The sequence below is a fragment of the Streptomyces sirii genome, assembly GCF_045690365.1.
In the GTDB taxonomy this organism is placed as follows: domain Bacteria; phylum Actinomycetota; class Actinomycetes; order Streptomycetales; family Streptomycetaceae; genus Streptomyces; species Streptomyces sirii.
Window position 1 is genome coordinate 132,885 of record NZ_CP147982.1, and the last position, 21,058, is coordinate 153,942.

19 protein-coding genes and 1 pseudogene are annotated in these 21,058 nt (G+C 68.7%); 7 read left to right on the forward strand and 13 right to left on the reverse strand.

From position 1 onward, the window contains the following. Positions 1–6: 6 nt before the first annotated feature. The 9 genes from WAB15_RS00645 to ppgK all read right to left on the reverse strand — a co-directional run bounded on the left by WAB15_RS00645 (position 7) and on the right by ppgK (position 10,113). Positions 7–831, reverse strand: a complete 825-nt coding sequence (locus tag WAB15_RS00645) for an endonuclease/exonuclease/phosphatase family protein (protein ID WP_407289132.1) — start codon at positions 829–831, stop codon at positions 7–9. A gap of 287 nt (positions 832–1,118) precedes the next feature. Further along, the gene (locus tag WAB15_RS00650; RefSeq protein WP_407284854.1) at positions 1,119–1,739 is read right to left on the reverse strand and encodes a flavin reductase family protein; all 621 of its coding nucleotides are present in this window, start codon (positions 1,737–1,739) and stop codon (positions 1,119–1,121) included. Between the two features lie 586 nt (positions 1,740–2,325). After that, the gene (gene zwf / locus WAB15_RS00655) at positions 2,326–3,735 is read right to left on the reverse strand and encodes a glucose-6-phosphate dehydrogenase (protein WP_407284855.1); all 1,410 of its coding nucleotides are present in this window, start codon (positions 3,733–3,735) and stop codon (positions 2,326–2,328) included. 46 nt (positions 3,736–3,781) lie between these two features. Continuing rightward, on the reverse strand, positions 3,782–4,483 hold the full coding sequence (gene pgl / locus WAB15_RS00660) for a 6-phosphogluconolactonase (RefSeq protein ID WP_407284856.1): 702 nt from the start codon (positions 4,481–4,483) through the stop codon (positions 3,782–3,784). 5 nt (positions 4,484–4,488) lie between these two features. After that, positions 4,489–5,520, reverse strand: a complete 1,032-nt coding sequence (gene gnd / locus WAB15_RS00665; protein ID WP_407284857.1) for a phosphogluconate dehydrogenase (NAD(+)-dependent, decarboxylating) — start codon at positions 5,518–5,520, stop codon at positions 4,489–4,491. 10 nt (positions 5,521–5,530) lie between these two features. Beyond that, a complete protein-coding gene (locus WAB15_RS00670) occupies positions 5,531–6,139 on the reverse strand; it encodes a hypothetical protein (RefSeq protein WP_407284858.1) in 609 nt (202 codons plus the stop codon). Between the two features lie 45 nt (positions 6,140–6,184). After that, positions 6,185–7,258 carry a transaldolase gene (gene tal / locus WAB15_RS00675; RefSeq protein WP_407284859.1) on the reverse strand — a complete coding sequence of 358 codons (1,074 nt, stop codon included), beginning with the start codon at positions 7,256–7,258 and terminating at the stop codon, positions 6,185–6,187. Further along, the gene (gene tkt, locus WAB15_RS00680) at positions 7,255–9,321 is read right to left on the reverse strand and encodes a transketolase (RefSeq protein WP_407284860.1); all 2,067 of its coding nucleotides are present in this window, start codon (positions 9,319–9,321) and stop codon (positions 7,255–7,257) included. The genes tal and tkt overlap by 4 nt, the downstream gene beginning before the upstream one ends. Before the next feature lie 57 nt (positions 9,322–9,378). Continuing rightward, positions 9,379–10,113 (reverse strand): polyphosphate--glucose phosphotransferase, encoded by a 735-nt coding sequence (ppgK, locus tag WAB15_RS00685; protein ID WP_407284861.1) that lies wholly within the window; start codon positions 10,111–10,113, stop codon positions 9,379–9,381. Between the two features lie 318 nt (positions 10,114–10,431). Between ppgK and WAB15_RS00690 the strand changes: the two genes are divergently transcribed. From WAB15_RS00690 to WAB15_RS00715, 6 genes are all read left to right on the forward strand, one after another. Continuing rightward, positions 10,432–11,235 (forward strand): Cof-type HAD-IIB family hydrolase, encoded by an 804-nt coding sequence (locus WAB15_RS00690; RefSeq protein WP_407284862.1) that lies wholly within the window; start codon positions 10,432–10,434, stop codon positions 11,233–11,235. 72 nt (positions 11,236–11,307) lie between these two features. Beyond that, positions 11,308–11,445 (forward strand): hypothetical protein, encoded by a 138-nt coding sequence (locus WAB15_RS00695; protein ID WP_407284863.1) that lies wholly within the window; start codon positions 11,308–11,310, stop codon positions 11,443–11,445. Positions 11,446–11,991: 546 nt separating this feature from the next. Beyond that, positions 11,992–12,219 (forward strand): ferredoxin, encoded by a 228-nt coding sequence (locus WAB15_RS00700; RefSeq protein WP_407284864.1) that lies wholly within the window; start codon positions 11,992–11,994, stop codon positions 12,217–12,219. After that, on the forward strand, positions 12,216–13,607 hold the full coding sequence (locus WAB15_RS00705) for an NAD(P)/FAD-dependent oxidoreductase (RefSeq protein WP_407284865.1): 1,392 nt from the start codon (positions 12,216–12,218) through the stop codon (positions 13,605–13,607). Before WAB15_RS00700 ends, WAB15_RS00705 begins: the two co-directional genes overlap by 4 nt. A gap of 12 nt (positions 13,608–13,619) precedes the next feature. Next, positions 13,620–14,834, forward strand: a complete 1,215-nt coding sequence (locus tag WAB15_RS00710) for a cytochrome P450 (protein ID WP_407284866.1) — start codon at positions 13,620–13,622, stop codon at positions 14,832–14,834. Between the two features lie 25 nt (positions 14,835–14,859). After that, on the forward strand, positions 14,860–16,680 hold the full coding sequence (locus WAB15_RS00715) for a glycoside hydrolase family 15 protein (RefSeq protein WP_407284867.1): 1,821 nt from the start codon (positions 14,860–14,862) through the stop codon (positions 16,678–16,680). Between the two features lie 120 nt (positions 16,681–16,800). Here WAB15_RS00715 and WAB15_RS00720 read toward each other — a convergent pair whose 3' ends face one another. The 3 genes from WAB15_RS00720 to WAB15_RS00730 form a co-directional block, all read right to left on the reverse strand. Beyond that, positions 16,801–17,640, reverse strand: a complete 840-nt coding sequence (locus tag WAB15_RS00720; protein ID WP_407284868.1) for an SDR family oxidoreductase — start codon at positions 17,638–17,640, stop codon at positions 16,801–16,803. Between the two features lie 292 nt (positions 17,641–17,932). Continuing rightward, a complete protein-coding gene (locus WAB15_RS00725) occupies positions 17,933–18,859 on the reverse strand; it encodes an aldose 1-epimerase family protein (RefSeq protein WP_407284869.1) in 927 nt (308 codons plus the stop codon). A 128-nt stretch (positions 18,860–18,987) separates the two neighbouring features. Beyond that, a complete protein-coding gene (locus tag WAB15_RS00730; protein ID WP_407284870.1) occupies positions 18,988–19,332 on the reverse strand; it encodes a gluconokinase in 345 nt (114 codons plus the stop codon). Positions 19,333–19,715: 383 nt separating this feature from the next. On the opposite strand from WAB15_RS00730, the pseudogene WAB15_RS00735 reads away from it, so the two are divergent. Beyond that, positions 19,716–20,038, forward strand: a pseudogene (locus WAB15_RS00735) (transposase family protein); the annotation flags it as partial. A gap of 129 nt (positions 20,039–20,167) precedes the next feature. On the opposite strand, the gene WAB15_RS00740 reads toward WAB15_RS00735, so the two are convergent. Then, on the reverse strand, positions 20,168–21,010 hold the full coding sequence (locus WAB15_RS00740) for a hypothetical protein (RefSeq protein WP_407284871.1): 843 nt from the start codon (positions 21,008–21,010) through the stop codon (positions 20,168–20,170). Positions 21,011–21,058 lie beyond the last annotated feature (48 nt).

Below are 21,058 nucleotides of genomic sequence, written 5' to 3' on the forward strand. Positions count from 1 at the left end.
CTCACCTCACCACTCGACCAGCGCCTGCACCGGTAGGTGATCGCTCGGAAACTGACCGTGCGCGGAGTAGGCATTGATCGTCGCCCGCCGCGTACGCACTCCCGGCGAGGTGAGGATCCAGTCGATGCGGTCCCCGTCCCGCACCAGGGGTCGGTAGCCGTGAAAGGTGGCGTACTGGGTGCTGCGCTCGTCCGCCGCATCCCAGCTGTCGACGAGCGCCCCGCCATTGAGCATCGCCTCGTACACGGGGTTCTTGTGCGCCGCGACATTGAAGTCGCCGGTGACGATCCGGGGCAGGGCGGCATCCAGTCCGCCCAGCCGCTGCGTGATCAGAGCTGCGGACCGCTCCCGCGAATACTGATTCAGATGATCGAGATGCGTATTGAGCGCATAGAACTCGCCGCCCGTCCGCAGATCCCGGAAGCGCACCCAGGTCGCCATCCGAATGACGGTGTTTCCCCAGGTCGCTGAAGCGATCAGATAGGGCGTGTCGGACAGCCAGAAGTGGTCGTACTCGACCGGAGCCAACCGCCGTACGTCGTAGAAGACCGCCGCGAACTCGTCCTTGCTCCCGCCGCCCCGCCCCGTCCCCACCCAGTCGTACGTCGAGCCGAGATCCGCTGCGATGTCCCGCAGCTGTCCGTACAGCCCCTCCTGGGTACCGAGCAGATGTGGCGCCTCGTGACGCAGCAGGGACCGCATCACGGGCCGGCGCTCGGCCCAGGAGTTCGGCCGGCTGTCCGAGGCGTACCGCAGGTTGAAGGTCATCACCCGCAGCGCCCGCCCGCCGTCGGCGGCGTACGCGGTCCCCGACCCGTACGCCGCCACCATCGGCGCGGCAGCCGCCGTGGCGGCCACCGCCCGTAACGCAACCCGCCGACTGAACGGCGCGGACTCATTCGACGCGGAAGCGAGACCAGTCACAGCAACTCCAGTCACTCAGCCAGCCAGGCAGGCAGGCATCCATCCGGCTCTCCGGCCATCAAAGCCGGACGCTCCAACCGCCAGGACCCCAGTCCCGCCCAAGGCCCCAGCCCCGACAGAGTCTCGGACCTCCCGGCAATCCGGAAGTAGCCCACAAGGGAACCGACTAAGAACTTCGGAACCCCGCCTTCCCCCTACCGGTCGCCGGCCGGCCCCTGCCAGTCCGCGTACGGGATACGGGCGAGGTCCCGTACATCGCCGACCGTGGCCCACTCGTTCTTCCCCATCCGCGACAACGGCTTCAACCGGGAAACCTCGGGGTGCCCATCGACCAACACGTCCTGCGACACCACCGCATGCACCACCCGCCCGAAGACGACGGTGGAATCCCCGATCCCGACCGTGCTGTGCACCTCGCACTCCAACGCCACGGGCGAAGCTGCCACCCGCAAGGGCTTGACCCGCAAACTCGGCTCGGATTCGATGCCGGCTGCCTCGAATTCGCTCATACCATGCGGAAAATCAGCCCCTGTGTCATTGATCTGCGCCATGAGCCCCGCCGGCGAAAAATTCACCACGAACTGCCCGGTCGCCTCGACATTGCGCAGGGTGTCCTTGCGCCCGACAGAACTGAACTGCACAACGGGCGGCGCGACACTCGCGATCGAGAAGAACGAGTGCGGGGCTAGGTTCGCAGAAGCACAATCAGGGCTGATCGTCGAAATCCAGGCGATGGGCCGCGGGACCACCACCGCGGTCAGGAGCTTGTAGAACTCGTTGCGGGACATGGCAGCGGGATCAAAGTCAATGCGCATGGTGATCAGTATCCACACCGGCGGCCGTGGATCCTACAGCGGATCCACGGCACCACCAAACCCCTGAGTTCGGCAGAAAGTGCCCGGTATCGGGAAATTTTTCGTCGTACCGCTTCGTCCGCAGCCAGATGTTCTCGTACTGCCCACCATGCGCGTCGTCGACGGACTTCCGGCGAAGGGACGGCGCGGCTCCTGGTCGGGCCACAGGCCCTCGCCACGGGTGAGACGGCATACATCGAAGGGGACGTGGTGCGGCTCTCCGCACCACCAGACCTCGTCCCAGAGTGATGGGCCGAGCGGGCCCGGTACGTGTCGGCGCACCGAGCCCGCGCCGACAACCCGGGCGTCACACGCGTCACGGGCACCGGCGTTTCGGCCAACCCTCAGCACCTCACAACCGCAGAAGCGCTGAAACGACCCGCGGTGGTCGAAGGCCAACAGGTAAAGATTGTGCGGACAGCCGAGCTCCACGGATACCTCCTCAGGTGTCTGAGTTGACGACCGCCACCATCCGTTGGACTGGACCCGTTCCTCACGCAGGTGGGCTGATCATCATGCGGTTCACCAGGTCCGCGACGCGGCTGTGTCAGTCGGGAGGCCTCGTCGGCATCCATGGTTCGTGCCATCCCGGATATCCGGCGACGAGCTTGCTCGTTCCCGCCGGTCCCCAGGTCCCCTGCCGGTAGCGCTCGGGGTCGCCGGGCGCCTCCAGCAGTGGCTGGACGATTCGCCACGTCTCCTCCACCGAGTCCTCCCGGGTGAACAGGCTCGCGTTGCCCTGCATTGCGTCACTGAGCAGGCGCTCGTACGGTTCGGGTGCCTCACCGAGCTCGGCTGCGAAGAGGAGGTCGAGGTCCACCAGCTGCGTGTCCTGCTTGCCCGGCTGCTTGGCCTGGATGCGGAAGTTCACGCCAGGGCTCGGATCGATCCGCAGGATCCACTGGTCGGGCTCGGGCGCGAACCGCTCCGCGAACGCAAGCCGCGGCGGGCGCTTGAACACGATCCGGATCTCGGTCACTCGCTCGGGGAGCGACTTGCCGGCGCGGATGAAGAACGGCACCCCGGACCAGCGCCAGTTCTCGACCTCCAGCCGCAACCCGACGAAGGTTTCGGTGCGCGAGCCCGGCTGCACGCCGGGGACCTGCAGGTACCCCTCGTACTGCCCGCGGACGTAGTGGGCCGGGTCGGCGTCGGGGATCGTCCGGAACACGTCAACCCGGCGATCCCGGAGCGCGTCCGCATCGGCGGCTGATGGCGGCTCGGACGCCACCAGGGCGAGCAGCTGCAGCAGATGGTTCTGCACGACGTCGCGGAGCGCGCCGACCGGGTCGTAGAAGTGGCCACGGTCCTCGACCCCGAAGTCCTCGGCCATGGTGATCTGCACGCAGGAGATGTGGTCGCGGTTCCACACCGGCTCGAACACGGAGTTGGCGAACCGCAGGAACTGGATGTCCATCGCCGGCTCTTTGCCGAGGAAGTGGTCGATCCTCAGCAGCTGATCCTCATCGAGGAGCTGCCGCAGCTCGGCGTTGAGGGCGCGCGCCGACGCGAGGTCATGCCCGAAGGGTTTCTCCACGACAACCCGGGCGCCCTTGGTCAGCCCGGCGCCTGCCAGGCCCCCGACCACCTGGGCGAACAGCGACGGCGGGATCTCCAGGTAGAAGACCGGGCGCCGCTTGCCGTTGACCGCCCGGGCGAGGCGATGGAACGTCTCCGGGTCGGCGTAATCGCCCTGCACATAGCTGAGTCGAGCGGCGAACCGGGCAAAGACGCTGTCGTCCAGCGGCTCGCCCGCTGCCTTGATCGCCGCGCGGGCGTGGTCACGCAGCGCGTCGTCGGACCAGTTGTCGCGCGCCACTCCGACGATCGGGCAGGTCAGCAGCTTGCGCCGCTCAAGCCGATAGAGCGAACGGAACGTCATCTTACGTGCGAGGTCGCCACTGATCCCGAAAACGACCAGCACGTCTGCGGAAACGTTCGACGAGTTCGAAGCCACCTCATCCTCCTTACGGAGCCGGCACGGCAATAGGGTCGGGCATCATTCATGGTCCCGCCCGCGACTGGGAGCCGACGCGAGCAGGGCTCCGGCCGGCCGCCGCCGCGTCCGCGAGGACGAGCGACGCCGCCGCCTCGACCCGGCCGGCGGGAATCGACCGGTCTCCCGCAACGAGCCTTGAGAGAGGTTCGCGCTTGTCCGCTCCGGTGATGAGCCAGAGCAACTGCTGGGCGCGAGCGAGCGCAGGATAGGTGAGTGTCATGCGCTGGTGGCCCATGTAAGGCGCCGTCAGGGCCACAGGCCGGTCAGAGACTTCGAGCACTGGGTCCTGTGGCACCAGCGAGGCGGTGTGCCCGTCCGGGCCGAGGCCCAGGTGAACGAGGTCGAAACGCTCGGGCAGCGACCGCCCGTAGGCGGCGGCCGCCGCGTCAAGGTCGGCGTCGTTCACGGGCATCGCGATGACCTCGGCCGGGGCCGCACCGAGGCTCTGCCGCAGGTGGGTGAGGTTACGGTCCGGGTCGCCGTCGGGCGCGGCCCGCTCGTCGACCTGGAACACCGCCACGTGCTCCCAGGGGACGTCCTCATGTGCGAGCCGCGCGAACATCGCCCATGGCGTGTGCCCCCCGCTGACGGCGAACGTGAATCGGCCGTGGGCTTGCACGCAGGCCCGGGCCAGCCGCGCCACGAACGCCGCCGCGGTGCCGGCGACCGCATCGGGGTCGGCGACGACGTCGAGTTCGTGATGCACAGCCCTCAGCCCTTCTTTTCGGCGTGCCCGCCGAACTCCGAGCGCATCGCCGAGAGGATCTTGTCGGTGAACTCCCCGGCCTGCCTGGACTCGAAGCGCTCGTAGAGCGAGGTGGTGATGACCGGTGCCGGGACGCCTTCGTCTACTGCGGCGAGGACGGTCCAGCGGCCTTCCCCGGAGTCGGAGACCCGCCCGGCGAAGGCGTCGAGCGAGGGCGAGCCGGCGAAGGCGTCGGCGGTCAGGTCGACCAGCCACGAGCCGACGACCGAGCCGCGCCGCCAGACCTCGGCCACCTCTCCGACGTCGATGTCGTACTGGTAGGCCCACGGATCGCGCAGCGGTGTCGTCTCCGCGTCGACCTCTTGCCGGCCTTTGCCGGCGTTCGCGCGCTTAATGATGCTGAGGCCCTCGGCGATCGCGGCCATCATCCCGTACTCGACCCCGTTGTGGACCATCTTCACGAAGTGCCCGGCCCCGTTCGGCCCGCAGTGCAGGTACCCGCGCGGGGCGGTGCCGTCGGCCCGGGTCCGGCTCGGCGTCGGCTCGGCGCTGCCCTCGCCGGGGGCGATCGTCTTGAAGATCGGGTCGAGATGGGCCACGACCTCGTCCTCGCCGCCGATCATCAGGCAGTAGCCGCGCTCCAGCCCCCAGACCCCACCGCTGGTCCCGCAGTCGACATAGTGCAGCGACTTGTCGGCAAGACGCTTGGCGCGCGTGATGTCGTCGCGGTAGTAGGAATTGCCGCCGTCGATCAGGATGTCGCCGGGCTCCAGCAACGGCTCGAGCTGGTCGAGGATGGAGTCGACGGTCGCAGCCGGAACCATGAGCCACAGGGCCCGTGGCTTGTCCAGTTTCGCAACGAAATCCCGGAGTGAGTCTGCGCCCGTCGCGCCCTCGCCGGCCAGTTCGTCGACGGCGGCCGCGTTGACGTCGGACACGACGCAATGGTGGCCGTCTCGCATCAGCCGACGCACCAGGTTCGCCCCCATCCGGCCGAGCCCGATCATCCCGAGCTGCATGGGCTTGTCTGTCGCCATGTGGTGCCTCCTAGTCCTTGAGCGTGCGGTAGTGCCGGATCAGCGCGTTCGTGGACGAGTCGTGGCCGAGCTCAGGCTCGGTCGCGCCCTCGAGCTCCGGGATGATCGCGACAGCAAGCACCTTGCCGAGCTCTACGCCCCACTGGTCGAAGGAGTCGATCCCCCAGATCGTCCCCTGGGTGAACACGCTGTGCTCGTAGAGCGCGACCAGCGTGCCGAGCCGGTACGGGGTGAGCACCTCGGCCAGCAGCACGTTCGTCGGGCGGTTGCCCTCCATCACCCGGTGCGGCGCCACGTCCTGCGCCGTCCCCTCGGCGCGCACCTCGTCCTCGGTCTTGCCGAAGCCGAGCGCCTGGGCCTGGGCGAAGACGTTCGACGAGAGGACGTCGTGGTGGCTGCCGAGCGGGTTGGGCGAGTTGCCGAAGCCGATCAGGTCCACCTCGTCGGTGATCCGGTTCTTCGAGTAGTCCAGGTACAGCCCGGTTGCCTCGGCCGCCATCCGCTCGCCGCGTCCCGGATCGGCGGCGAACAGCTCGCGCAGGTGGCGCCCGGCGATCTCGGAGTGATGGCCCGCCAGCGCCTTCCACGCAGGACGGTCGCGCAGGGCGGTCGATGGCATGGCTTGCTCCTCTGATGGGTTCAGTCCGGCCGCTCGGCGCCGAGGTCAGGCCACGGCCTTGCTCTGCACATCGATTCGCTCCATGAGGTCGTTCCAGGACGCGACGAAGGACTTGGCGCCTTCGCTCTGCAACTTGGCGGCAAGCGCCTTGACGTCGACGCCCGCGCTCGCGAAGCGGGCCAGCATGGCCTCGGATTCGCCCCCGTCCGACGGCAGCGTCACTCCGATCTCGCCGTGGTCGAAGAAGGCTTTCAGGGTGTCGTCGGGCATCGTGTTGACCGTGAACGGCGCGGCCAGACCGTGGACGTACAGCGTGTCGGAGGCGGCCGGGTCCTTCGTCCTCGTGCTGGCCCAGAGCAGCCGCTGCATTCGCGCGCCGGCGTTCTCCAGCCGCTGGAAGCGCTGCGAGCCCATCACTTCGCGGTACGCCCGGTACACGTCGAGGCCGACGGCGAGGGCGAGGGTGTCGGTGAGGTCGGCCGGTGCGGTGTCCTGGACCGCCACGTCCCAGCGTGACATGAACACCGATGCGACCGAGCCGACAGCGGGGTCGTGGCCGGCCTGCACCCGGCGCTCGACGCCACGCAGGTAGGCGTCAGCCGCGGCCCGGTAGTGGTCTGCCGAGAACAGCAGCGTCACGTTCACCGGAACGCCCGAGGCGATGGCCTCCTCGATCGCCGGCAGCCCCTCGGGCGTCCCCGGGATCTTGATGAAGAGGTTATGCCGGTCGGCCCTGGCGTGCAGCGCCTTGGCGGCCGCCACCGTTCGCTGCGTGTCGTGGGCGAGCAGCGGCGAGACCTCCAGCGAGACCCAGCCGTCGACGCCGTCGGTGCGTTCGTGGATGGGCAGGAACAGGTCGGCAGCCCGTTGCAGGTCCTCGATGGCCAGCTCGAAGAACGGCTCCTCGCCCCTGCGCCCGCCCGCCGCCTTCGCGCGGATCGCATCGTCGTAGTCACCGGAGCCGATCGCCTTGTCGAAGATCGAGGGGTTGGAGGTGAGCCCCGTCACCGAGTACTGGTCGATGTAGTGCTGGATCTCGGCCGTATCGAGCATGGAACGGGTGATGTTGTCCAGCCAGATGCTCGGGCCCTGCTCGTGAAGCGCCTGGGTTACGTTCACGCCTGCTCCCTTCCGGCATCCACGCACTCGCGGGCCACCTGGGTGACCTTCTCGGGGGTGAAGCCGAATTTGGTCAGCAGCTGCTTGAGCGGCGCCGATGCCCCGAACGTGTGCATGCCGATGACCGCGCCGCCGTCGCCGACGTAACGGTCCCAGCCGAGGGTCGCCGCCTGCTCGATGGCGACCCGGGCCCTGACCTCGGGCGGGATGACCGAGTCGCGATATTCCTTGGGCTGACGGTCGAACAATTCCCAGCAGGGCATGCTGACCACGCGAGCCGCGAGGCCCTCGGCGGCGAGTTCGTCACGGGCTGCGAGCGCGAGTTGCACCTCCGATCCGGTGGCGAGCAGGACGACGTCGGGCTTGCCGTCCGCCGCGTCGACCAGGACATAGGCTCCCCTGGCCACCCCGGATGCGGCCCCCACCTCGGAGCGATCCAGGGTCGGCAGCGCCTGACGGGAAAGGACCAGCACCGCCGGCTCGTGCCTGAGCGCGGCGACGACCCGCCAGGTCTCGACGACCTCGTTCGCGTCGGCCGGGCGGAACACCAGCAGCCCCGGCATCGCGCGCAGCGACGCGAGCTGCTCGACCGGCTGGTGGGTCGGACCGTCCTCGCCGACCCCGATCGAGTCGTGGGTGAAGATGTGCACGACCGGGATCTCCATGAGCGCTGAAAGCCGGATCGCGGCGCGCGCGTAGTCCGAGAAGATCAGGAACCCCGACCAGTACGAGCGCAACTTGGTCAGCGCCATCCCGTTCGTGATCGCGGTGGCGGCGTGCTCGCGGATCCCGAAGTGGAGGTTGCGCCCCGAGCGGTCATCGGCCTGGAAGTCGCCGGCGCCTGCGAACGTGAGGTTGGTCTTGGTCGACGGCGACAGGTCCGCCGACCCGCCGAACACCCACGGCACGGCTTGGGCAAGCGCGTTGAGCACCTGGCCGCTGGAGTCACGGCCGGCGATGCCCTTGGGGTCGGCCGCGAAGGTCGGCAGCGCCGACTCCCAGTCCTCCGGCAGGTCCCGCCGCTGGATGCGCTCCAACTCGTCGGCGAGCTCGGGGTGGGTGGTTCGGTAGGCCTCGAATCGAGCCACCCAGCTCGTCCGGGCTTCGCGACCGCGCGCGCCGACGCCTGCGGCGAAGTGCTCGTAGACGCCGTCGGGAACGAAGAAGTCCTTGTCCTCCGGCATCCCGAGGAATCGCTTGGTTGACTTGACGCCCTCCACGCCGAACGGCGCGCCGTGCGCCTTCGGGGTGTCCTCGACCGGCGACCCGTAGCCGATGTGACTGTGCACCACGATGAGCGTCGGACGCTCCTTCTCGGACTTGAAGGTGTGCAGCGCACGGGCCACGGCGTCGAGGTCATTGGCGTCGGCCACGGTCGTGACGTTCCAGCCGTAGCCGATGAACCGGGCCGCCACATCCTCGGTGAACGCGATGTCGGTGTGGCCCTCGATCGTCACCCGGTTGGAGTCGTAGATCCAGCAAAGGTTCGACAGCCGCTGGTGGGCCGCGAGCGAGGCAGCCTCCGAGGAGATCCCCTCCATCATGCAGCCGTCGCCGGCCATCGCGTACACGTCGAAGTCGAAGACGGTGAAGTCGTCGCGGTTGTACCGGGCGGCGAGCCACTGCCCGGCGATCGCCATCCCGACCGAGGTCGCAACGCCCTGGCCGAGCGGGCCGGTCGTGGTCTCCACGCCGCTGGTCCACCGGTACTCCGGGTGCCCTGGGCAGCGCGAGCCGAGCTGGCGGAACGTCCTGAGGTCGTCGAGGCTCACGGCGGGTCGGCCGAGGACCTCGTAGGCGGGGTCGACAGTCTGCACGCCGGTGAGGTGGAGCAGCGACCAGAGCAATGCGGAGGCGTGTCCTTCCGACAGCACGAAGCGGTCGCGGTTGGGCCAGATCGGGTCGGCCGGGTCGAAGCGCAAGAAGCGCTGCCAGAGCGTGTACGCGGCCGGGGCGATTCCCATCGGCGTCCCAGGATGGCCGGAGTTGGCCGCCTGGATGGCGTCCATGCACAAAGTGCGGATCGTGTTGACGGAAAGTGTTTCCAGGTCGTTGTTGCTCAATGCGAGCCTCCCTGAAGGTACTTCCCCTGCCCGCATATCGAGTGCGGCGGGCTGGGGTCAACCTTCCCCGGTCGGGGCGAAGAGCGCCGCGCCGACAATGCCCGCATCGTTGAACAGCTGCGCCGGCACGATCTCGGTCCTGAGCTCGATGTACGGCAGGAACTTGTCGGCCTTCTTGCTGACACCGCCGCCGATGATGATCAGGTCGGGCCACAGCAGACGCTGGACGAGCTCGAGAAACTTCTCCACACGGTGCGCCCATTTCTTCCAGGACAGGTCGTCGTGCTCGCGCACCGACTCCGCGGCCCAGTCCTCGGCATCTTCGTGGTGCAGCGGCAGGTGCCCCAGCTCACTGTTAGGCACCAGGAGCCCGTCGGAGAAGACGGCACTGCCGATACCGGTGCCGAGCGTCACCATCACGACGACGCCCTCGCGTCCCTTGCCGGCACCGAAGCGCATCTCGGCGATCCCGGCCGCGTCGGCGTCGTTCACCACACTGACGTCGCGGCCGGTCGCTTCTGCGAAGAGCTGGGCCGCGTCCGTCTCCAGCCAGGCCGGGTCGATATTGGACGCCGTCTGGACTTTGCCGCCCCGGATGACGGCCGGGAGCGTCAGCCCGACCGGTCCTGGGACGCCGATCTGGGAGAGCACCTGCACGACCACATCCGCGACTGCCCCCGGGGCCGCTGGTTGCGGGGTCGGGATCCGGACCCGCTCACCGATGAGGCTGCCGCGTTCGAGGTCGACCGGCGCTCCCTTGATGCCGGTCCCGCCGATGTCGACCCCCAGCACGTGGGCCGTCTTGTCCGGAATTGCCTGCGCCACCGCCCGCTCCTCTCAGGGGCTGGCCCAAAATGTGTTGTGTGAATTTTGGACATTAAGCCCCGCAAGAGCTTCGCTATACATCCCTTATATTCTCATACATCCCTTACATTCGCGACATCGCCCTTATGGTGTTTTATAGACAGCCCAGGGGCATATCCAAGCATTGCGTTCCCGCAAAAGCATTGGAAATAAAGCCGACTGGGAATCAGTCCGACAAGTCCCCCGCATCCATGAGCCGTTGCCCCTCCACCCGGACCGGCCGCGACCAGAGCTTACGGAGGCGTGATGCCAACCCGACCGATCCGCTTGCTTCTTGCCGACGTCGACGGCACTTTGGTCACGAGCGACAAGGTCCTCACCGACCGCGCTGTCCAGGCGGTCCACAAGCTCCACGACGCCGGCGTCCTCTTCGCGGTGACCAGCGGGAGACCACCCCGGGGCATGTCCATGATCATCGAGCCCCTGGCCCTGGCCACTGAACTCGCCGCCTTCAACGGTGGTCTCATCGTCGATCCGGATATGACTGTTGTCGAGCAGCATGTCATTCCCGCGGAGGTGGTGACCCCGGTCGTCGCGCTGATGGAGTCGTTCGACCTCGGCGTCTGGATCTACCGGGGCGCTGACTGGTACGTCCGCGACGCGAAGGGGCCGCACGTGGATCGCGAGAGCTGGACGGTGCAGTTCGCGCCCACACTCGTTCCCAGCTTCGACGGGCTCGAGCAGGGCGCCGCCAAGGTCGTCGGGGTCTGCGATGACCACGAGGTCGTAGAGGCGGCCGCGGTCGCAGCTCGCGCGCAGTTCGGCGAGCATGTCTCGGCCGCCCGCTCGCAGCCCTACTACCTCGATGTGACCCATCCTCAGGCCAACAAGGGCAGTGTCGTCAAGTACTGGTCCGCCAAGCTCCAGATCTCCCCCGAACAGATCGCCACGATCGGCGACATGCCCAACGACGTGCTCATGTTCGCCCACTCGGGACTGTCCATCGCGATGGGCAACGCCAGCCACGAGGTCCAGCGCGCGGCGAGGCGGGTGACGACGAGCAACGAGGAGGAGGGTTTCGCGAACGCGGTCGAGCAGTTCATCCTGTGACCCGCGTCATCGCATGCCCGGGCGTGGCTGCCCTGGGCCTGAGACTCGGCCTGGTCAAGGAGGAGGACATCCATGAGCGTCGAGCATGAGAAGCAGCTTGCCGCCGAGGCTGCGGCCGAGATCATAGAGGACGGTATGACCGTCGGCCTCGGCACCGGCTCGACCGTCGCCTGTCCGGCCACGGAAGGCCGGACAGCAGCGCCGGGTTGACCACCGCGAGGAACGTGCCGACATGCTCACGGGACACGGCTGGCCACGGCGTCATGCGGGCGCCGCGGTACTCGGCGGGCAGCCGTAGCTGCTGCTCCCCGGCGAGCCGGGCGGCCCGGTCCGGGTGGTTGTTGTGTCGGATATGCCTGAGGCTGGCGGGTGTGCTTGCCGAACCGCGATGGACAGTCCCTTCGACAATCCCCATCCGCCCAGCTCAGAGGCGCGCTTCTCCTATTCGATCAACCGTCGGACGCTGGGGTGACCGACGCCCGCACGTCCCTTTCCCAAGGTGCGGACGACGTGGACGCGGGATAGGCTTTTGATGAAAAGGTCAGGTTCTCCAGGCGGTTTGGCAGACGCCGGGACCTCATTCGCGTTGATCAACTCTTTCTGCGGAGACCTTTGACAAGCGTGGTGTACCCCCTCGCATTCGCAGGGGTGAGAAACCGTCGAACCCCTTTCTCGAAGGCGTGCTTCGCGCTTTGGGCGTCGTAGTGGTGCCGCCTCAGGGCCCGCAGTTTTGCAGTCCCTGAAAGGGAGTTCGGGATGAAAGTTGTCGTTGATCTTTCCCGGTGTCAGGGGTATGCGCAGTGCGCGTTCCTGGCTCCCGACGCTTTCCGGATGCACGGCGAGGAAGCGCTGATGTACAACCCGAATCCCGACGACGCTCAGCGTGAACAGGTGCTGCGCGCCGCGGCTGCCTGCCCGCTCCAGGCCATTCTGGTCGACCAGTTGGAGGAGCGGGACGCATCGGTTCAGGCGCCGTCGTCATGAGCAGCGCTGACACCCTGCAAGCATTCAAGCGCGACGGCCGCGTCGTGATCGTCGGGGCGTCACTGGCGGGGCTGCGGGCCGCGGAGGCGCTGCGCGCCGAGGGGTTCACCGGGTCGTTGACCATGATCGGTGACGAAGTGGGCGAGCCTTATGACCGGCCTCCGCTGTCCAAGCAGGTGCTGACCGGGTGGGTGCCGGCCGGGGGCACCACGCTGCCGCGGCGTCGTGACATCGATGCGGAGTGGCTGCTGGGCGTGCCCGCCGACGGGCTCGACCTGGCGACCAACCGCGTGCATCTCGCCGACGGCCGCGAGGTTCCCTTCGACCGAGTGCTGATCTCCACCGGGGTACGGGCCCGGCCCTGGTTCGTCGAGTCCGAGGCGGACCTGGACGGGGTGTTCGTCGTGCGCACGCGCGAGCACGCGGACGGCCTGCAGCGAGCCCTCGCCGCCGGGCCCTCCCGCGTACTGGTCATCGGCGCGGGCTTCACCGGCTCCGAGATCGCCTCCATCTGCCGCGAGCGCGACATCCCGGTGACCGTCGCCGAGCTCGCGCCGGCCCCGCTGGTCGGGGCGCTCGGCGCCATGATCGGCCAGGTCGCGTCGGACATGCAGCGCGCCCACGGCGTCGACCTGCGCTGCGGTGTCAAGGTCACCCACCTGGAGGGCGACGCACAGGGGCACTTCCGCCGCGCTCACTTCTCCGACGGCAGCACCGTCGACGCCGACGTGGCGGTGGTGGCGCTCGGCGGCATCCGCAACACCGACTGGCTGCGGGACTCGGGACTGGCGGCGGGTGTCTGGGGAATCGCCTGCGACACCGGTTGCCGCGCCCTCACCCTCAACGGCCTGATCACCGACGACATCTTCGTCGCCGGAGACGTGGCACGCTGCCCGAACCCGATCTACGAGTACCGGCTCATCTCGCTGGAACACTGGGCCAACGCCGTGGAGCAGGCCGAGGTCGCGGCGCACAACATGGTCAGCGCCCAGGCCGACCGCTGGCCCCACCTGTCCATCCCGACGTTCTGGTCGATCCAGTTCGGCGTCAACATCAAGTCCGTCGGCGTGCCGACCTTCGCCGACGAGGTCGTCGTCACCCAGGGATCCGTGCCCGACCACCGCTTCGTCGCCGCATACGGCTACCAGGGCCGCGTCACCGCGGCGGTCAGCTTCAACAACGCGAAGTGGCTGGACCACTACCGGCAGCTGATCGAGACCGCCGCGCCCTTCCCGCCGGCCTGCCCCACGCCCGACGCGCCCGCCGACGCGAAGCCGGTACCCGTCGACTTCCCCGGCCCCACTCTGCTCGCCCAGGGCGCCACGGTGGTCGTCACCGGCCACGACCCGAGCGAGCGGCGCGTCACAGCCGCGTGGCAGCACCGGTAGGAGGGAAGCGACATGACCACGACCGAGACGCCCGACATCCTGCACCGGATCCTCGACTACTCCGCCCGGCCCGACCCGTACCCGCTGTACGCAGAGCTGCGCAAAACCCCGGTGGCCCTGCAGGACGACGGCAGCTACGTCATCAGCACCTACCGCGAGCTCACGGACCTCCTGCACAACCCGCACCTGAGCTCCGACGTCCGCAACCTGTCGCGGCCGATGGCTGCGGCCGACGGACCCGCCGCGCCGTCGTTCATCAACCTTGACCCGCCCGAGCACGACCGCTTGCGGCGCCTGGCGATGCGTCACTTCGGCCCCCCGCACACCCCGGGGCTGGTGGACGGCATGCGGCCCGACCTGACCGCCATCGTCAACGGCCTGATCGACGACTTCGCGGGAAGGCAGCAGATCGACATCGTCGACGACTTCGCCTACCCGTTCCCCGTCACCGTGATCTGCCACCTTCTCGGTGTGCCGCGCGAGGACGAACCGCGGTTCCACGTGTGGGTGAACGCCATCGTCGACTCGCTCGACTACGACCCCAAGACCGACCCGAAGGAGAAACTGGACAACGGCGTGCAGGCCAAGGAAGACCTGCGCCAGTACCTCGGCGGGCTGCTGGAACAGCGCCACGGCCGGCCCGGCGACGACCTGTTGACCCGGATGGCCAACGATGACGGGCCCGACGGGCGGATGACCGACGACGAAATCGTCAGCACCGCCAACCTCCTGCTCATCGCCGGCCACGAGACCACCGTCAACCTCATCGCCAACGGCATGCTGACCCTGCTGCGCCACCCGCAGGTGCTGCAGCGGCTGCGCGACGAACCGGCCCTGATCGTGCGACTGATCGAGGAACTGCTGCGTTACGAGCCCCCCGTGCACATCATTCCGTGGCGGGCGGCGTACAGCGACATCACCGTCGCCGACACCACCATCCCCAAGGGCTCGCAGATCATGCTCATGCTCGCCTCGGGCAGCCGCGATCCGGACCGCTTCCACGAACCCGACCGCTTCGACCCCGACCGGCAGGACAACCAGCACCTGGGGTTCGGCAGCGGCATCCACCTGTGCTTCGGCGGACCGATGGCCCGGCTGGAGACCCAGATCGCGCTCAACGCGCTGGTACGTCGCCTGGACCGCCCCAGACTGGTCGCCGACCCGCCGCCCTACCGGCCCAGCCCCATCCTGCGAGGTCCCGTCCATCTGCACGTCGAGCAGAGCTGACCTTTCCGAGACGTCGGGAGCTGCAATGGACCGCTACCCTCCCATCGCCGAGCACGGCCTGGTGGGCGACCTGCAGACCGCCGCGCTCGTCTCGTCGCAAGGTGTCGTCGACTGGTTCGCCGCCCCCAGGTTCGACTCGCCCAGCATCTTCGCCGCCCTGCTCGACCACGACCGCGGTGGATACCTGCGGCTGGCCCCGGAGCGTCCCGACGCGACCTGCAAGCAGCTCTACTACCCCGACACGGCCATCCTCGTCACGCGGTTCCTGTCGCCGGACGGAGTGGGCGAGGTGCTCGACTTCATGCCCCCGGACCGGACCCGCACCGCCACCGACCGGCACACCCTGGTCCGCGGCATCCGTGCCGTGCGGGGGACCGTCGACTTCATCCTTGAGTGCCGGCCACGCTTCGACTACGGCCGGGCCGAGCATGAGCTCGAACTCGGTGAGAACGGCGCTCTGTTCCGGGCCCCCGGGATTGACGGGCACCTGCAGGCCACTTTCCCGCTGGACCGGGACGGCCAGGATGTCCGCGCAAAGGTGACGCTGCGCGCCGGCGAGATCGGCGGCGCCGTGTTCACCGTCTGCGCGTCCGGCGGCGAGGCGCCCGCACCCCCCACGGTCGACGGGCTCAACGGGCAGTTCGAGGAAGTCGCCCTGTTCTGGCGGCACTGGCTGCGCCAGTCCCACTACCGGGGACGGTGGCCCGAGCGGGTGCACCGTTCTGCCATCACCCTCAAACTCCTCACCTACGCCCCCACCGGCGCCCTGATCGCGGCGGCCACCACGGGCCTGCCCGAACAGGTCGGCGGAGAGCGCAACTGGGACTACCGGTTCACCTGGATACGCGACGGCTCGCTGTCCGTGCGAGCCATGCTGGACCTCGGCTTCGTCGAGGAGGCCACCGCCTTCCTCCACTGGCTGACGGACAGACTGCGCGAGCGCGCGGGCAAGGAGGAAGAGCCGCTCCAGACCATGTACCGGATCGACGGCAACCCCGACCTGCCGGAAGAGACACTCGATCACTTCGAGGGCTACCGCGGCTCCTCCCCCGTCCGTATCGGCAACGGCGCCGCCGACCAGCTCCAGTTGGACATCTACGGCGAGGCCCTCTACGCCGTGTCCCAGGGCGCCGAGATCGCGCAGCAGACCAGTTTCGAGGGATGGCAGGCGATGGCCAGGACCCTGGACTGGTTCGCCGCCGCCTGGGACCGGCCGGACGAGGGCATCTGGGAGACCCGCGGCGGCCGCCAGGACTTCACCTACAGCCGGGTGATGTCGTGGGTTGCCCTCGACCACGGGCTGCGCCTGGCCGAATCCTTCCGCAGGCCCGCCGACCTGGAACGGTGGCGCAAGGCTCGGGACACCGTCTTCGAGCAGATCATGGAACGCGGCTGGAGCGAGCAGGAGCGCGCCTTCGTCCAGCACTACGACGGCGAGGTCCTGGACGCCTCGCTGCTGCTCATGCCCAGGGTCGGGTTCATCGCTCCCCGGGACAGGCACTGGCTCTCCACACTCGACGCGATGGACCGCAAGCTCGTCTCCGACAGCCTCGTCTACCGCTACGACCCGGCGGCATCGCCGGACGGCCTGCGCGGCTCGGAGGGCACCTTCAGTTTGTGCACCTTCCTCTACGTCGACGCGCTGGCCCGGGCGAGGCGGCTGTCCCAGGCCCGCTACACCTTCGAGAAGATGCAGACCTACGCCAACCACGTCGGGCTGTTCGCCGAGGAGATCGGTCCGAGCGGGGAGCAACTGGGCAACTTCCCGCAGGCGTTCACCCACCTGTCCCTGATCATGGCCGCCATCACCCTCGACGAGGCGCTCGACGCGGAGGACAGGCGCTGAGCCATGATCACGCATGCCCGGCCGGCAGCGACGGCCATCTGAGCCAGGAGGTCCGCCAGCAGGTCGACAGTGGTGTGCATGCGTTCCCTTGCCGCTCGGGAGGACAGGTCGGACGAACGGTCAGCCGCCGGTGGCGAAGCCGGGGAAGAGGGTCATCCCGCCGTCCACATAGAGCGTGGTGCCCACGACGTAGTCCATGAGGTCGGAGGCGAGGGCGACAGCCGCGTGGGCGATGTCCTCGGGCTCGCCGACACGCTTGTAGGGGATCAGCCGCAGCAGGTCCTCCTGAGCCTCGGGGGTCTCCCACGCGCTGCGGTTGATGGGCGTCTTGATGGCTCCCGGAGCGATCGCGTTCACACGGATCTTCTGGGGCGCGAGTTCCTGGGCAAGGGTCGTCATCAGCATCTGGACGCCGCCCTTGGAGGAGGCGTAGTTCGCGTGCCCCGCCCAGGGAATGACCTGATGGACGGAGCTCATGCAGATGATCTTCCCGGCCGAGCGGGACACCTCCGGGACGACCCCGCGCCGCAGAAACTCCTTCGTCGCCTCCCGGGCGCAGAGAAACTGCCCGGTGAGGTTGACGTCGATCACCTTCTGCCACTGGGCGAGCGTCATCTCGGTGAACGGGGCGTCGCGCTGCAGTCCGGCGTTGGCGACCATGATGTCGATCGTCCCGAATTCCTGGACCATCCGGTCCACCATGGCCACGACCTGGTCTTCCTTCGACACGTCCGCTTCGTACGCGGCGGCGCGCACGCCGAACGCCATGATCTCGTCGACCACTTTTTCGGCCTCTTCGCGGCCGGCCACGTAGTTCACGACCACGTCGGCGCCTGCCCGGCCCAGACCGATGGCCGTGGCCCTGCCGATTCCGGAGTTGGCGCCGGTGACCATCGCCTTTTGGCCCTTGAGCAGCTGAGCGGGGACCACGCCTGCCGGTGCCCCCTCGGTAGAACTCACGAGCGACTGCCTCTCACGATCGACTGCCTCCTTGACTGCCTGACCTGATCCACCGGACTGCGGCCCGGCAGGGTCCGAAGGCCACGGAAACACCGACGGCGAGGAGCGGCGGCCCGCGCGAGCTGCCATTGGTCCGCACGGCCGAGCATCACCGCCCGGTCGGACCAACGGCCCCCGCGGTCAGCCCAGCCGGTCCACGAGGTGGTCGCCCACCCGAAGGGCGTTCGCCATGGCCGTGAGGGACGGATTGACCGCACCGATGCTCGAGAAGTCGACGGCGGGGTGTTCGCAGTCATGGGGATCCCCACGGTCCGAGGCCCCACCGGAATGTATTGCTATCGCCGGGCTCCAGCACAGTGAGCGCCGTACCGCTGCGGAAGGCGTCGGCCGGGCAGGACATGGGCTCGATGGCGACACCGCGTCGACGCCGCCCGGCCTCGGACAGCGTGTCTCCGGTGTACACCTGCACATATCGGATGCCCTCGACGACTCGTACGTCGATGCCATGCCGGCCTGAAGGGTGCGCCAGCCGCACCACGGACCGGCCTGCGGGGTCCCGGTCGAGCCCTGTGAACGCGGTGTCCAGCCGCTGCTCGCCGATGGGGCGGGCGGTGCGGAAGTCGTACGCCGTGCCGTCGACCGGCTCCTGCCCGGTCGGCAGGCCATGCTCGTCCGTACACAGCCGATAGCGGGCCGGAACGGTCAGCAGCGCCGTGTCCACCAGCTCGGTGCCCACGGTCAGATAGGGGTGCTGGCCCGCGCCGTACGGCGCGGCCGTCTCCCCCACATTGGTCGTGGTGACGGCGACCTGGAGCCCCTCCTGCCCCAGCCGATACTCGGCGGCGACCGCGAGGTGGAAGGGGTAGCCGGGCTGGGGGAACAGGGAGGTGCCCACCGTGATCGCGTCGTCGCTGCGGGCGAGCGGCTGCCACGGTGTCCACCGGAGGAGTCCGTGGATCGCGTTGCGCTTGTCGGGTTCGGTCAGCGGAAGTTGCAGGTCTCGACCGTCGAACCGATAGCGCCCGCCACCCACCCGGTTGGGCCAGGGGACGAGAAGCTGCCCGCGGCCGCCGGTGATCGGTTCGTCGGCGGCGAACCCGTCCAGCAGCGGCCGGCCGTCCACTTCGTAGTGGCGAAGGGCGCCGCCCAGCTGAACCACCACAGCCGACTGCGCGCCATGGTGCAGTCGCCACTGTTCTCCTGATGCATTGGGGGGCATGCGCGGCTCCTCGGTCCGTGTAGCGGCGGAATCCGCCGCGCCGGTGGGTGAAGGGTCCGGTGGGGTGTCCGTGCCGAGCAGGGGGAGGATGGCTGCGACGACGGCTTCCGGCGACTGGTCGATCTCCACTATGCAGGGGTGTTCGTCGGGTTCCGGCTCCTGGAGATCCGCGAACTGGCTGTCCAGCAACTGGGCCGGGAAGAAGTGAGCGCGGAGCAGGAGACGACGGCGGGTTGCCGCGCTGCGATCTGCCGGTCGATCCATGTGGCGACGGCAGTCAGCCACGGGCGTCTGTCCTCGTCGGTCAGCGTTTCGCCGGCCGCCATCCTGGCCCGGCTCGCCGGGGTGTGGAAGTCGTCGGCGTCCTTGTACACCCAGCCGAGCCGGTCGGCGAGCAGCCGCGCCACCGTGGACTTGCCCGATCCCGACACGCCCGTCACGAGCACCACGGCCGCGGGCACACCAGCGGCCACGACGGGCGCCGGATGCGGCGGCAACCTATGCGTCGGTCCTCCCAAGGACGGGGAGCCACACAGCGTGCTCGGAGGATGCGGCCATCGACCGCCATCAGCGTCTTTGCCCACACCAACCGCGCCTACGCTTTCCCGTCGGGCCTCACCGGACGAGGCTGGATCGCTCTGCCTTCGCCCGGACTCCGTACGGCGACCCCGCGCGGGTTCCGCTTTCGTGCCCCGTCATGGCGCCTCCTTCGTCCCGCACGACCGGCCTGCCCGGTCTCCCGCACGGCTGATCGGCTACTTCCAATCTCGGTGCACGAGGTCCGCAGCGCACCTCGGCGACGGTACGAGTACGACCGAGACACGGCAGCGCTCTCCGATGGAGCCGGGTGTGCCGGCGGCCAGAGAGTGGGCGGTCGGCGCTTGCGGCCAGTCCCGGTACGCCCCAGGCCCAGCACTGCGAAGGCGTCACCGTGCTCGGCGATAGCGCATGAATCAACACCGGTCTGGTCGTCCCGCACCGCAAACGCCCCGGCCGCCACTGCTGGCGGGCCAGAAAGCCGACGATGCCAAGCACCGCCGTGTCAGAGCCCGCGTCGAGCACACCTGCGCCCGCATGAAGCACTACAGGATCCTCCGCGGCTGCCGGAAGCGCGACAACGGTCACCACCACACAGTCCAGGCCGTTGCCCACATGCACAACCTCCGCCTGGCCGCGTGATCACAACAGCCGCAACCGGGCCCCGACCTGCCAGACCACAGCCTTCTGCAACGCCCTTTGGCAATCTTCGCGAAGCGCACGGCGCCGGTGACGGTGAAGCGATTGCTCAGCGTCACCTCGTCCACGAGCCTATGGGTGTTCACCGAGTTGGAGGAGGCCGGCGAGGGAGAAGCACAGCGCGCCGGTGAGGGTGCCCCAGTTGACGATGGCGGCGTTGACCAGGCTGCCGGTGGCAGGGCGGGTGTAGGCGGCGAGCGCCGAGATCATGAACAGGACGGAGCCGAGCTGGTTGACGGCGACGATCCACCAGCCGAGGTTACGCGGGCGAACGCAGGGCCGGCCGTGGCAGATCTCGACGAAGCCCAGGTGGCCGGAGACCAGGAAGAAGCCGCAGCCGATCACATCGGGCACCCAGATCAGCCGATTGGCCTGATGGACGTTCAGGCCCTGCAGGAAGGAGTCCAACAGGTCGACGGCGAAGACGAGTGTGCCCGTAAAGAGGGCGAACGTGCTCAGCCAGTCCACCCGCATCGGCTCGTAACTCCACCACCGCCAACGGCGGGTGAACAGCCGGCCTTCGCCACCGGCGACATGGCGGGGTGCGTTGATCACCTGGAGCAATGAGACGTAGCCACCGGTGTTGAAGAACAGACCGCCCGCGAAGTAGATCGAGGCGCACTCGGTGGCGTCGCCGGAGCCGAATTGGGCGACGGCCGCGCCGGCCGCGAAGAGTGCCCCGCCAATGACGAAGGCGATCGCGGCGATGGCGTTGAGTCTGCGCAGCCGAGTGAGGGCAACGGCGTCCGCACGGGTGTGCCGAGTGGCCGCCGCACCGAGGGGACGGACGGCGAGCACTCCGCGCCGCCGCGCGAGCCGAGACTCCCACACGGCGGTCTCGCCGCCGGGAGGGTGCCAGGTGAGCCGGGTGGTGAACGGTCCCGCGCCCTCGGCGCGCTGGTCGGGCTGCCCCACGGGCCGAGCCTAGACCTCGGGCAGGATCGGAAGGCGGGCGAAACGCCG

What these genes read in the sequence shown, in the direction of transcription:
- WAB15_RS00710 (WP_407284866.1), top strand. Translation starts at nt 13,620, where the DNA reads ATGACCACGACCGAGACGCCCGACATCCTGCACCGGATCCTCGACTAC.
- WAB15_RS00650 (WP_407284854.1), bottom strand. Translation starts at nt 1,739, where the DNA reads ATGCGCATTGACTTTGATCCCGCTGCCATGTCCCGCAACGAGTTCTAC.
- WAB15_RS00690 (WP_407284862.1), top strand. Translation starts at nt 10,432, where the DNA reads ATGCCAACCCGACCGATCCGCTTGCTTCTTGCCGACGTCGACGGCACT.
- WAB15_RS00725 (WP_407284869.1), bottom strand. Translation starts at nt 18,859, where the DNA reads ATGCCCCCCAATGCATCAGGAGAACAGTGGCGACTGCACCATGGCGCG.
- WAB15_RS00715 (WP_407284867.1), top strand. Translation starts at nt 14,860, where the DNA reads ATGGACCGCTACCCTCCCATCGCCGAGCACGGCCTGGTGGGCGACCTG.
- WAB15_RS00705 (WP_407284865.1), top strand. Translation starts at nt 12,216, where the DNA reads ATGAGCAGCGCTGACACCCTGCAAGCATTCAAGCGCGACGGCCGCGTC.
- gnd (WP_407284857.1), bottom strand. Translation starts at nt 5,520, where the DNA reads ATGGCGACAGACAAGCCCATGCAGCTCGGGATGATCGGGCTCGGCCGG.
- WAB15_RS00700 (WP_407284864.1), top strand. Translation starts at nt 11,992, where the DNA reads ATGAAAGTTGTCGTTGATCTTTCCCGGTGTCAGGGGTATGCGCAGTGC.
- WAB15_RS00695 (WP_407284863.1), top strand. Translation starts at nt 11,308, where the DNA reads ATGAGCGTCGAGCATGAGAAGCAGCTTGCCGCCGAGGCTGCGGCCGAG.
- WAB15_RS00645 (WP_407289132.1), bottom strand. Translation starts at nt 831, where the DNA reads ATGGTGGCGGCGTACGGGTCGGGGACCGCGTACGCCGCCGACGGCGGG.
- WAB15_RS00670 (WP_407284858.1), bottom strand. Translation starts at nt 6,139, where the DNA reads ATGCCATCGACCGCCCTGCGCGACCGTCCTGCGTGGAAGGCGCTGGCG.